This is a genomic window from Oryzomonas rubra, from assembly GCF_008369015.1.
In the GTDB taxonomy this organism is placed as follows: Bacteria; Desulfobacterota; Desulfuromonadia; order Geobacterales; family Pseudopelobacteraceae; genus Oryzomonas; species Oryzomonas japonica.
In genome coordinates this window covers 117083-129757 of record NZ_SRSD01000006.1, presented here as the reverse complement: position 1 = coordinate 129757, position 12675 = coordinate 117083, and the positions used below count along the sequence as shown (strand labels likewise).

Here is a 12675-nt window from a genome sequence, read left to right as displayed (position 1 = left end):
GGAGGGACGGTTTGAGGGGTATCATTGCCGCGGGCATAGTGACATGCCTCTGCCTGGTTTTCTGCAATAGCGACGCCATCGGCAAGGGAAGCGTGGTGAACTCGCCCCACAACCTTTCCACCAGCGGCGGGAGCGGCAAGCACGGCATCAAATCCACCGAGGAAGACCGGATCTGCATCTTCTGCCACACCCCCCACCACGCGTTGACGGCGGAGCCGCTCTGGAGCCGTGAATTGCCGCCCCAGGCGCAATACAAACCGTATGACTCCTCGTCCCTCAAGGCCCAGCCCAGGCCGGACAAGCCGACCGGCTCATCGCGGCTCTGCCTGAGCTGCCATGACGGCACCATTGCCCTTGGCCAATATGCCGGCAAACTGGACACCAGCCTGTCCCAGAAAATGCCGTCCGATGCCGACCCGACCAGGAATTCCAACCTGACGACGGACCTGTCCGACGATCACCCCATATCGTTCGCCTATACCGACAGCCTTGCCCAGCAAAACGGCGAACTGAAGAGCCCGGTGAACCTGCCAGCGGAGATCAGGATCGACCGGGTGCTGAATTTCCAGTGCACCGCCTGCCACGATGCCCACGACAACCAGTACGGGAATTTTCTCGTCATCGACAACAGCCAGCCCGGTTCCCCGCTCTGCACCGCCTGCCACGTCAAAAAAGGGTGGGCGACCCCCAGTCGCTCCAGCCACAACGACACCACCACGATGCCCACGGGGTGCATGAGCTGCCATTATGTCCACAACGCCCCCGGCGCGGTCCGTCTCCTGAAAAGCGCCCGGGAGGAGGACAACTGCTACCTCTCCTGCCACAACTCCACCAGCACCACCTCGTCCAACGTCAAATCCGTTTTCGACTCCACGATCTACAAACATCCGGTTGAGGCGACCACCGGCGTCCATGACGAAACGGAAACCCTGCCCGCCACCTTCTACCATGTGGAGTGCGTGGATTGCCACAACTCCCACCAGGTCAACAGCCAGAATGCGCCCCTTGCCAACCCGCCCGCCATAGACGGCAGGTTGACCGGGGTGAACGGCATAGACAAGAACGGCGCCACGGTCGCCGCAGTACAGTACGAATACGAAGTCTGCCTGAAATGCCACTCCGGCAGCAAGGCCTCCCAGTTCGCCGTAAGCGTCCCCCTGCCGAATCGTGTCATATCCGAACCGGACCAGCGCTTAAGCTTCAATGTCAATAACCCCTCCTTCCACCCTGTCCTGGAGAACCGCCGCAGCCAGGGTGCGAGCCTGAGGGGGACGTACCAGACCGACATGATCAGGATCTACTGTTCCGACTGCCATAACAGCGACCGGAGCACCAAGGCGGGTTACAGCGGCCCGAACGGTCCCCACGGGTCGAGCTACTCCCATATCCTGATCGCCCGCTACGAGGTGGACAGCTATCCTCTCCCCTATTCCGCCGCCAACTATGCCCTCTGTTTCCGTTGCCACGACGACACGTATGTCCTGAGCACCAACTCCGGATTCCCCAATCACAAATCCCACGTCAATCCCGATTCCGTACAGGACCCGCTCCATGTCGGCAAAGAGGTCCCCTGCTCCGTCTGCCACGATCCCCACGGCGTCTCATCCAGCAAGGGGGCGACGGCAACCGGCAACAGCCATCTGATCAACTTCGACCTGCGTTTTACCGGATCGACGCCCACACCTTCCTATACCACCACCACGGCACGCCACGGCAGTTGCACCGTCAGTTGTCACACCAGCGGATCGCCGGACGCCAAGACCCATAGCTATTAATTGTTGCGTTTCGTGGACTCAAAGGCCGTTTTCGGGATACATGGCGTGAAACTTGCTGAATTCCTCACCGGGCTCTTTCCTTAACCATTGCTGGGCCGGCTCGTCAATGCTTCGGCACCCCACTGCCGAAGTGCCATGGACAGGCCAACAACACATGAAAGGGGGCAGAGAGGCCTCCCGGCGCCGTTTCGGCCGGGGTTGATGTCACTGGCTGAAAAAGTACACGATGGGCCTGGGGGTTTCTCCCGGGCCCATTCGTCATTTGGGGCTCCGCGAGCGTAACCGGTTAAAAAACGGAGCCAATCCGTGGAAACGCCAAACCGCCATCCTGATTCAATCACACCTCTCGCTGTCGTCTTCCCGTGATCCGCTGTCGCCATATTCAAAATCGTTGGCCAATATTCATATGATACCGTGATGTTATACACATGGCCCGGCCCGTGTCGTGGGGGGAAGAAAGTGCGCCAAGACACTAAAACTAGGGTTGTTTTTGTGTGGCACCCATATTGCAAATCATGTCCGTGCCATCAGCGCCGTCCTTGTGGGGAAGGGCGAAAATGGTCTTGCCGGGGAGGGAAATCCCGTCCGGCGGGCGGAAAGGAGAGAGCCAGATTATTTCCAACGCACCAGCCCCTCAGGGGGCACAATTCAACCTTCGAAAAGGAGAAAGAAGAATGAAGAAAATCTTGACCGTACTGTGTATCGGCGCCATTGCAGCTCTCGGCGTCAACTCGGCCTTCGGTGGCTTGCTGCCCCAGTCGGGGGTCAACGGTTCGCTGCACGACATGAACTATTATGCAACGGCAAACGGCGGGAACTCCCAGGTTGATAACCAGGACCGGGTATGCGCCTTCTGCCACACCCCTCACCATGCTCTCGAAGATTCTTCAGCCGACTATCTGCCCCTGTGGTCGCACCAGTTGACCAACCAGACCTTCAGCCCCTATCAGAGCGCTACCCTGAACGGCGCCATCATCGATCCCCTTGCCGGCCCCTCGCGCCTCTGCATGAGCTGTCATGACGGCGTTATCGCCGTTGACCAGCACTACCAGTTCGGCGGCACCTACACGATTTCCGGCGACGGCTTCACCCAGAGGGCTGTCGGTACCGGCGGCGACCTGACCAACGACCATCCGGTCGGTTTCAGCTACATCCAGGCACGTACCGATGACAACGGCGCAACCGGCAACAACATCGCCGATCCGTCTTCCCATTTCGCCACCGGCGTAACGGTCAGCACGACCAACAGCTACAACACGATTACCCGCGGCACCACCAACAAAACGATTCAGGACACCCTCTACAACGGGGCAATCATGACCTGCGCCACCTGCCATGACGTCCACAACAAGGACAACGCAGTCAACGCTGTGGCGCATGACGGCAAACAGTACAACTACTTTGTCTATGCCCCGCAGAAGGATTCTGCTCTCTGCCTGTCCTGCCACATTAAATAACGACCGCTGCGAAAGGAGAAGCTAGATGCTTAAAAGATGCATAATCATCTTGACTTTGTTGGTGGCCATGGTGCCGGCGATGGCAAATGCCTCGACGGCCTGGTGGCTGACCACAAAGCTCATTGCTACCGACTCGGCGGCTGGGGCCATGGTCGTTGACGGGACGGCGCTTGCGAAAATCAATACCGCCTACCTCAGCACCTATGCAGACGCCAAGGACGTTGCCGTTACGGTAACGCCTGCCGCTGGATTCGAAATCAAACGTGTATACTTGAACGGTGCGTATGTTAAAGTTCCCAGCGCAGCCGGAAGTACCTTCACGGTTGGTTCGTACTCCTATCCGGGGAACAATAACCAGAGCCTGCAGGTCACCCTCGGCACCAAGGCCTACGCCGTTGTTGCCGCCGGTGGAGCCGGCGGGACCGCCGGCGTCGTCAGCGCCGTGGACGCCTCCAGTGCAACCATCGGACCTTACACCAAGGTTCCCTATGGCGGCACCAAGATTCTGAAATTCGCACCCAACAAAAAAGCCGACGGCACCTACGGCAACGTGACCCTGTCGTATTCGACCGGCTCGCAGCCGACTAACGTCGTCGTGTCGGCCGCCGACGCGAAGAACGCCGTTACCGTCAGTATCAGCCCGGTTAACGCCGATCTGACCGTTACCGGCACTTTCACGTCGGTAACCGCCAACGCCGGCATAGCCCAAACCATCATTGGCCTTAACCAGACGATTACCCTCGACGGCTCCGCCAGCGCGGCCACCACTGGCAGCCTGGCATACACCTGGAGCGTAATTGCCAAGCCAGGCAAACAAGCAATAACGCTGGCCCCGGTTGCTAAACCCACATTCACCGGTTACTCGGCCGGAACCTACAAGTTCCAGCTCTCTGCCAGCAACGGTACGGACACCGCCCTGGCCTACACCACGGTGACGGTCGCCACGACCAAAACCGCTGCCGTGCAGAACCAGTGCGTAAACTGCCACAATGCGCTCTTCCCAGCCCAGAGCCAGGCAATTTACACCTCCTGGAGCGCTTCCAAGCACGCAACCAACCCCTTCAACGACTTTAAAACCGGCCTGTGCGCCACCTGCCACAAAGGCGCCGACACCGGCTCGCACCCCGGTGCAGCCATCAGTGCCACCTTTGATCAGACGATCAACGGTGTTGTCACCAACCTGTGCGATAGCTGCCACAATCCGGCCGGCTCTCCTTACGCTCAGGGCGACCACTCCGGCAACTACAAGGCGTCCAACCACTTCGCCCTCGGCAAAACCGAATTCCTGAACGGTTGCGCCACCTGTCACAAGGACCACGCCTTTGTGGCCACCGAGACGGACGGCAAGAGCGACACCTGCTTTAACTGCCACAAAGACCTGCGCGCCGTACTCGGTTCGTGGGCCAACTTCAGTATCTACACCTCGACTTCCTACACGGTGCTGAGCGCTCCCCACGGCGGCGGCGTTGCCACGCCCACTGCCGGCGGTGCACCCGGTAAAACCCAGTACATCACCCAGGGGCTGATCTGCTCCGATTGCCACGGCCACAACAACGCCATCAACGCCGACTACGCCGCGAGCGGCCACGGCAAGAACACTGATGAAGCAGACGGCAGCCAGCATGCCTGGTCGCACTACGTCTGGAGCGGTAAAACAGCCACTCCTCCGCAGAACGGCGCCAACTGCCAGCGTTGCCACAGCACGTACGGCTTCTTGAAGTTTGCCAACGCAACCACTGGCTTGACCCGCCTGGCCTTCAATGACGGCCCCGGCAAACAGCCCAACGGCGTTCTGGCTTGCATCGCCTGCCACAAAAATACTGAAGGCGCTCTGCGTAGCGATTCCGCTACCTATGCAACAGGCTATGTCGCCCAGTACGTTCCGCGTCCTGTAACCTCCGGCACTTCCAAAGGCCAGGGTTACAACCAGGATATGGCAACCGCCGTTGCAACCACCTACGAAAACTTCGGCGACAAACAGAACTCCAACCTGTGTATCACCTGCCACAGTGGCCGTGCCAACGCCGCACTCATTGCGAATGTGTTTGCCGGCGTGGGCGGGACCAACGCATGGAATGGATATTCCACTGTTCAGACTAACCTCTACCAACACGCAGCCAACCCGGCCCAGACGGTCAAAGGGCGCGGCGCCTATGAATTCAGCAACTACAGCGCCCTCGGCCTGACCAGAAGCCACTGGAACATTGTTGGCGATGGCACCCAGGGGCCCTGCGTAGGCTGCCACTACACGTCACCCAATTCCCATACTCTGGAAGCGGTTGACTTCACCAACGGCAAGATCGTCTCCACGGTCTGCGTAACCTGCCACACCAACACCTCCTTCGGCGACGTCAAGGCTGCCAAGGACGATTACGCCGCCCTGGTGCAGACCCTGACCAACCTGATCACCATCAACAACATGGCTTGGGGTGAAAGGGCTGATGTTAACATGGGCTTCATCCCGAGCAAACTGGGCCGCACCGCAATCGACAGCACCGTAGCACGCGCTCAGAAAAACTACGGCGCATGGTACAACTGGCAGCTCGCCACCGTGTACGACCAAGCTGCCTATGTCCACAACCCGGCCTACATCCGGAAAGTTATCATCGACACCATCGACTACCTGGATGACGGCACCGTCAATGGTTCCGCCACCAACGCCCTGTTCAACAACATGACCAGCAGCCGTTATGCAGCTCCGTTGACGGCTACCCAGGTTGCCCAGGACAACTACTTCCGCGTTGACGGCGGTTGTAACGTATGCCACAGCAAGACGATCGACCCGCTGTCCGGCAAGACCATCCTGCCGGAATACCAGGCCAGCGGCCACGCCAGCAATGGCCATGGCCCGTCCTGCACCGGCTGCCACTTGTCGACCGGCGCGGCAGCTCATCCCGACGGCACCACTGCCGACAACACCATGCAGAAGATGTACACCGATGCCGGCCTGCAATGCATCGGGTGCCACAACGGCAACTACTCGAAACAGTTTGACGGCGTAGTTCACTTCGCCAATGCCACAACGGCAACCTTCAAAAACATCTCTGCCGGCTACGTAGGCTACAAAGGTAAAGGGCTTGTCGTCTGCGCCAACTGCCACTTCGAATTCGATCCCCACGGCATCGGCGCAACCACGACCCAGACCTTCACCGCTTACACCAAGGGCGATACCGGCAACAGCTACGACTATGCTACTGTGCTGGGTGCCTGGGCTGATTCCGGCCACGGCAGCAGATCCGGCGCGGCTTGGGTTCCGACCTTCGGCGCGGGCGGGCACGACTGGAGAAACTCAGGTTCATCTGTGGACTTCTCCGCCAACATTCCGAAGAACGACTGCGTCCGTTGCCACACCGCGGACGGCTTCGAGCAGTTCTTCACCAGCAAGTTCGTGAACGTGAACAACGTAGGAGCGGGTGACGGCGCCCAGAAATTCAACTCGCCGCTGGCCTGCAACGCCTGCCACCAGCCTGACGTTAAAGGGTCCGCAACCTTCGCCCGTTACACCGGCGTAAGCGGCGTATCCACGTTCTACAACGTCAGCTCCGCAGGGATGAAGAGCCGCATCGCCTTCAAAACACCCGATGCCGGCGATTCCAACCTCTGCAGCTCCTGCCACAGCGGTCGCGTAACCGGCCGTAACATCGCAGCCCTTGTCGGCCAGGCTGGCGCCAACTTCGCCAACATGGGCTTCCAGAACTCCCACTACATGGCGGCAGCCGGTCTCATGTACGCCCAGGTCGGTTTCATTAACTTCACCGGTCTGAGCACCCCGAGCACCGCCAGCTACAACACCTTCTACAACGTCAGTTCGGCAAAATGGAGCACGACCACCTGGGCCAAATCGCTGCTGCCGAACAGCGACGGCAAGAACCCGCTTCCTGCCGGTTCCGGCGCCATTGCCGGTGGTCTTACCAGTACGCACCGCAACCTGGGCACCAGCGCCATGCTTGGCGACGGCCACAATCCCTCCTTCTTCGTCGCGGGTAACCTCGACCAGGAAGGTCCGTGCGTGACCTGTCACATGCAGGGCCGTCAGGCCGGTTCCAAGAACACCAGGGACACGGCTGCCGGCCACAGTCTGGAAATCAGCCAGGCTGCCTATAATCAGGTCTGCGTAAACTGCCACACCAGCGAGGGGACCAGCGATCTGACGCTGCCCGGCGCTTACAAAACCAGCTTCCTCGAGCCGCAGAGCGAGGTATTCCAGAATGGCCTGAAACTGGCATTCATCAACCTGAGCACCAACTACCACATCAGCTACAGCTCAGCCTATCCCTACTTCTACGACAACACCCTGGGTGGGCCTGCTGCTGGTAACTCTGCTAAAGTCATTGACTGGACCCGTGGTGCTGCTCTGAGCCAGGTCCAGGCTGCCAGACTGATGGGCGCTGCCTTCAACCTGAACGTCCTCATGCGTGACCCGGGCGCCTATGTCCATGCCCGCAGCTACGCACGCCGCCTGATCTACGACGCCATCGACTTCCTTGATGATGGTATCGTGGGCAATCAGTCGGTCGGCGCAACCGCTCTTGCAGAAAGCGCCAAGCCTGCAAGTGCATTGTATGGCGTATATGGCAAGGGCACTGCTGCCTATGTTGCCGACCAGCCTTCGGGTAAAAACGGCCTCAAACACAGCAGCCTTTCAACACTCGCCACCGGCACAACCGAAAGCATGGTCTACCTGATCGGTTGGAGCCGGACGAGCGGCGAATGGAACAGCAGTACAGGGACAGGTGGCGTATACGCCTCCGAACGTCCGTAGGTTGAACAAATGTAGTTTTTCGATGTAATGCCGTACTATGTGCCCCGCCTCGCAAGAGGCGGGGTTTTTTTTAGTACCTTCGCAAAGCGGATTGATTGCCGGCGGGTTTTGTTGGTATATGTAAATACAATCATATAACCTTGTTGTGCTTTGGAAGAACCCCTTGTTGTGCAAATCCGAATTTTAGGCCAAAGATAAGGTGGCATAATGCCCGTTTACGCCCTGACCATTTTCCTCAGCTCGTTTCTGCTCTTTCAGGTGCAACCGCTGATCGGCAGATATATCCTCCCTTGGTACGGCGGCGGCCCGGCGGTCTGGACCACCTGTATGCTGTTTTTCCAGGTCGTGCTGCTGGCCGGCTACGGCTATGCTCATGTTGCTACCCTGCTGGACCGCTGGAAACAGGGGTGGCTCCACCTGGCCCTGCTGCTCTGCGCCCTCATGTTTCTTCCCATTGCGCCGTCGCCCGATTATTGGAAGCTCCGGCCGGACGACAATCCGGCTCTGAAGATCCTGCTCCTCCTGCTGGCTAATGTGGGGGCGCCATATCTGCTACTTTCTGCGACCGCTCCGCTGGTGCAGCATTGGTTCATACGCTCGTTCCCCGGACGTTCGCCGTATCGCCTCTACGCCCTGTCCAATCTCGGCTCCCTGCTGGCGCTGCTCAGCTATCCCTTTCTGGTAGAGCCGAACCTGACCCTCGCGCATCAGGTATCCGTATGGGGATGGGGTTTCGGCGTTTTTGTCCTGTTTTGCTCCTCGTGCGCCCTGCAGATCGGGCAGGTCCAAGCGGCAGGCGGCGCGGAAGCTGTTTCAAACAGTGGTGCAGGTGCGGCGGCGCATGACGCCCCGTCGGCCGTCCGCCCGTCGATGGCCTCATTTCTGCTCTGGCTGTCGCTGTCGGCCTGTGGTTCGGCCATGCTCCTCGCCACGACCAACATGCTGTGCCAGGACATTGCCGTGGTTCCGTTCCTGTGGGTGATCCCTTTGGCGCTCTATCTGGTAACCTTCATTCTCTGCTTCAACAGCGAAAAGGCCGCGAATCGGCTCGTCTGGGGGACGCTCACGGTGGCTGCCATCATCGCCGCGTGCTATCAGCTCGTTCCGCAGCACAACAACAGTCTCACCACAATGATCGTCGTCTATCTGGCGGCGCTTTTCACCTGCTGCATGTCCTGCCACGGCGAATTGGCCCGCTCCCGGCCCGCCCCCCGGCATCTCACGGCCTATTATCTGGTCATTTCATTGGGGGGGGCGTTGGGGGGCTGTTTCGTCGCCCTTGTCGCCCCGCTGGCGTTCAACGATTTCTGGGAATATCCGCTTTCCCTGGCGGGCACGTTTTTCGTGCTCATCGTCGCCTGGCGTCGGGACGGTGTGTTTACCCGCACATCTCGGTGGGTGCCGGGGGGGCTGGTGACGGCCCAGCTGGCGCTCTGTGTTTTTCTCGCCTATCATGTGGTTATGACCCAAAATGGTTCCGTTACCAGTGTCCGCAACTTCTATGGGGCGCTTAAGGTGTATGCCGACACGGATACGGTCGGGAAAAGGCTGCTCCTCCTGCATGGCCGTGTCAAACACGGATGGCAATACAGCATCGGTGCGCTCAGGAGACTCCCCACCGCCTATTATGGCCCGGAGAGCGGCGTTGGGCTGGCGCTCCGTTTTCATCCCCGTCGCTTTTCTCCCGATATTCGGCAACGGAGTCTCCGCGTGGGGGTTATCGGGCTTGGAGCAGGGACGTTGGCCGCCTACGGTCAGTCGGGGGACCTGTTTCGCTTCTATGAAATCAACCCGGCGGTCATCACCCTGGCAGACCGGTTTTTCAGCTATTGCCGAGACAGCGCGGCGCGAGTTGAGTTCGTTCCGGGCGATGCGCGCATCACGCTTGAAGCGGAATTACAGCACAACAATCCCCAGGGTTTTGACGTGCTTGTCGTGGATGCCTTCAGCGGCGATGCGATTCCGATTCATTTGCTGACGCAGGAGTGCTTTGCCATCTATCGTCGTCACCTGAAGCCGGACGGCCTTCTGGCGGTTCATATCTCGAACAAGTTTCTTGATTTGCTGCCGGCCGTACGCACCCAGGGGAGGTCGATCGGCTATTGGCCCGTTGTTTTCCGGTCGCCCGAGAACGATATGGCAGGGATAGAGGCGGCATTATGGGTGGTCCTTATCCCGGATATCCGTTTTATCAACACCCCGGAAGTGAGTTCGCGCGCTGATTTCGGCTCCGGCACCGATCCTGCCCCGCTTGTCTGGACAGACGATTTTGCCAGCCTGTGGCATATCCTGAAAAGGTGATGGCTCAGGCTATTGAACTGGTTTTGCGGGTGCGTCCATGCAAGGGCAATGATTGGGCATGCGATGCCGACGCAGGAAAAGAGGTGCGCTCATGAAGAGGATAGTTGCGATCTGGTCCCTGATGCTTGGTTGTGCCCAACCGGTCTGGGCTGGACATGGCACCATCCATGAAACGGACACGGAAATCGTCATCGAGTATAGCGGGGATGCCAATGACAAAGCCGGGGACCAGGAGAAAAAGACGCCGCCCGGCAGCACGGAGCAGACCGAGGAACTCCGCACGGGAACCCGGAGGCAGGAGAAATTGGAGAAGCGGCAGGAAAAGGTGCAGGAAAAGGTGCAGGAAAGGCGAAGGACTCCCCGGACTTCCGGTCAGCCTAGTTCCGTGGAGAGTGAATAAAATGAAGTGCCGAATTTCTCAGCGAGGATTACCTGAATGAATGTTGCCACGGAAAAGACAAGCACCGGGCCAGGAAAATTGACTGAAAACCGGTTGTTCGATGCCGTGCTGCTCGGTATGGCGGTTGCGGCGGTCGCTGCGTTTTTGATAAACCAGATCTACGACCTGGATGTGTGGTGGCACCTGGTGATCGGCAAGGACATCCTCGCCCGGCTGGCGGTCCCGGATCGCGACCGCTTTGCCCTGGCTGCGCTCGGCAGGCCGTACCACGACAGCCATTGGCTGTTCCAGGCCGTGCTGGCTGGCGCCCATCGCCTTGGCGGCATGGCCGGCGTACAACTGCTCATGGTGGCGGTCTGGGGCGGGGCTTTATTCGTCTGCCGCCGGGCCATCCTGCGCTGGACCTCGTCCGGCACAGGTTCGATCCTGCTCTTTTTCGCCGCAATGGCCTGCATCGAACGGTTCCTCCCGCGGCCGGAGATCGTGACCTTGCTGATGATCTGCCTGTTCTATCTCCGCTTGCAGGAAGAACGCTTCAGGACAACGGGCGACGTGGCGTTGTTGGGGGTAGCCCAGGTGATCTGGGCCAATTGCCACGGTCTGTTCGTGCTGGGGCCGTTCATGGCGGGATGTTACTGGATTGTTGCGGTCTGGAACAGGCTGCGGGGGGCAAAAAACGATGTGGCTCCGCTTACGCGCCTGACGGCACTGTTGCTGGCGGCTACCCTGGCCACCCCCTTCGGGGTGCGCGGCTGGGAATACGCCGTGCTGCTGTTCCGGGAGGCGGATACGTCCTCTGCCGTCGCCCTCAAGAATGTGGGCGAACTCTCCCCGACCTTGGGCCGGGCGGCCATGTCGGCCCCGGCGTTCTGGTTCTTTGCGTTTCTGCTCGTTGCGGCCTGTGGTGTGGCAATCGCCGCTGCGGTGCGCCGGGGGTGCGCCCCGCAACGAGTGCTCATCGTGGCCGCCATGGGCGTTGCGGCGTTGAGCGGACGGCGAAATATGGCGCTTTTCGCCCTGGTTGCCGCTCCGTTTGTGGCCGAACATCTGCGTTTTGTCCTACCGGCCAGGCCTCGGGAGGGGCTTGCGGTCATCATACGGTCGGCGGCGCTGCTTGCCATGGCGGCAATGGTCTGGTTTTCGCTCTCGGGACAGTATTACCTCAGGATGGAGATCCCCTCCCGTTTCGGCCTGGGGGCGACGCCATCGTTTTTCCCCCATGATCTGCCCCAATTCATACGTAAGTCAGGCTTTCGCGGGCAGGTCTTCAACTCCAATAACCTGGGCGGTTTTTACCTGTACCATTTCTACCCGCAGCAGGTGCCCTTGACCGATGGCCGCTGGGAGATATACGAGCGCACCATTCTGGACGGGATCCAGCGCGCCCCGGCGGACCCCCTGTTGTGGCAGCAGATGGTGCTGGGCTACGGTATCACCGGCATCCTGCTGCAACATACTTCCTCGGAAGCCCAGGCGCTTCTGCCGGTACTTCCCATGGACCCCCGCTGGCGGCTGGTGTATTACGACTATGCCGCCTCGTTCTGGATGCGTACGGATGTTCCAAACCTCCCCCCGCCGGTCGATCTCACCAGCCGTGCGCTTCCGCAATTCCCCGGCCGGGTGGATGATTGTCTGATTCTGGATGCCTTCCTGGAGAGGGTCGGCGCGGCTCCCCCCCGGCTCGAAAACTTGCAGCGGATGCTTTCTTTCGGTTGGAAACAGGACCAGGCTCTGGAACGAATCGGAATGCTTCAGATCAGGATGCGGCTTTGGAGGGAGGCGGAGCGGACGTTCATGCGTTTAAACCGGGAATACCCGGCAAACCTGACGGCATTGAATGAATTGGCCTTTATGGCGTATCGACGCGGCGATGTGAAGTCAGCGGAATATCTTCTTCGAAAAGCTCTTGATCTGAATCCCGATAACCAGGAAATGCGGCAGAACTATCAGCGGATACGGGGCGGCAGGTAGGCGGTGTGT

The 12675-nt window shown here is 59.6% G+C and carries 6 protein-coding genes; all 6 read left to right on the top strand.

Annotation, left to right across the window (positions count from 1 at the left end):
• Nucleotides 1-11 precede the first annotated feature (11 nt).
• Nucleotides 12-1775, top strand: coding sequence for a cytochrome c3 family protein (locus tag ET418_RS11115; RefSeq protein WP_188055488.1), 1764 nt, complete (start codon nucleotides 12-14; stop codon nucleotides 1773-1775).
• Between the two features lie 674 nt (nucleotides 1776-2449).
• Entirely contained in the window at nucleotides 2450-3232 is a 783-nt protein-coding gene (locus tag ET418_RS11110; RefSeq protein ID WP_149307690.1) for a cytochrome C, read from the top strand.
• Between the two features lie 25 nt (nucleotides 3233-3257).
• On the top strand, nucleotides 3258-7994 hold the full coding sequence (locus tag ET418_RS11105) for a PKD domain-containing protein (protein ID WP_149307689.1): 4737 nt from the start codon (nucleotides 3258-3260) through the stop codon (nucleotides 7992-7994).
• A gap of 207 nt (nucleotides 7995-8201) precedes the next feature.
• Nucleotides 8202-10295: a fused MFS/spermidine synthase gene (locus ET418_RS11100; RefSeq protein WP_149307688.1), complete on the top strand. Its 2094-nt coding sequence runs from the start codon at nucleotides 8202-8204 to the stop codon at nucleotides 10293-10295.
• Between the two features lie 91 nt (nucleotides 10296-10386).
• Nucleotides 10387-10695: a hypothetical protein gene (locus ET418_RS11095; protein WP_149307687.1), complete on the top strand. Its 309-nt coding sequence runs from the start codon at nucleotides 10387-10389 to the stop codon at nucleotides 10693-10695.
• A 36-nt stretch (nucleotides 10696-10731) separates the two neighbouring features.
• Nucleotides 10732-12666, top strand: a complete 1935-nt coding sequence (locus tag ET418_RS11090) for a tetratricopeptide repeat protein (RefSeq protein ID WP_149307686.1) — start codon at nucleotides 10732-10734, stop codon at nucleotides 12664-12666.
• The last annotated feature ends 9 nt before the right edge of the window (nucleotides 12667-12675 follow it).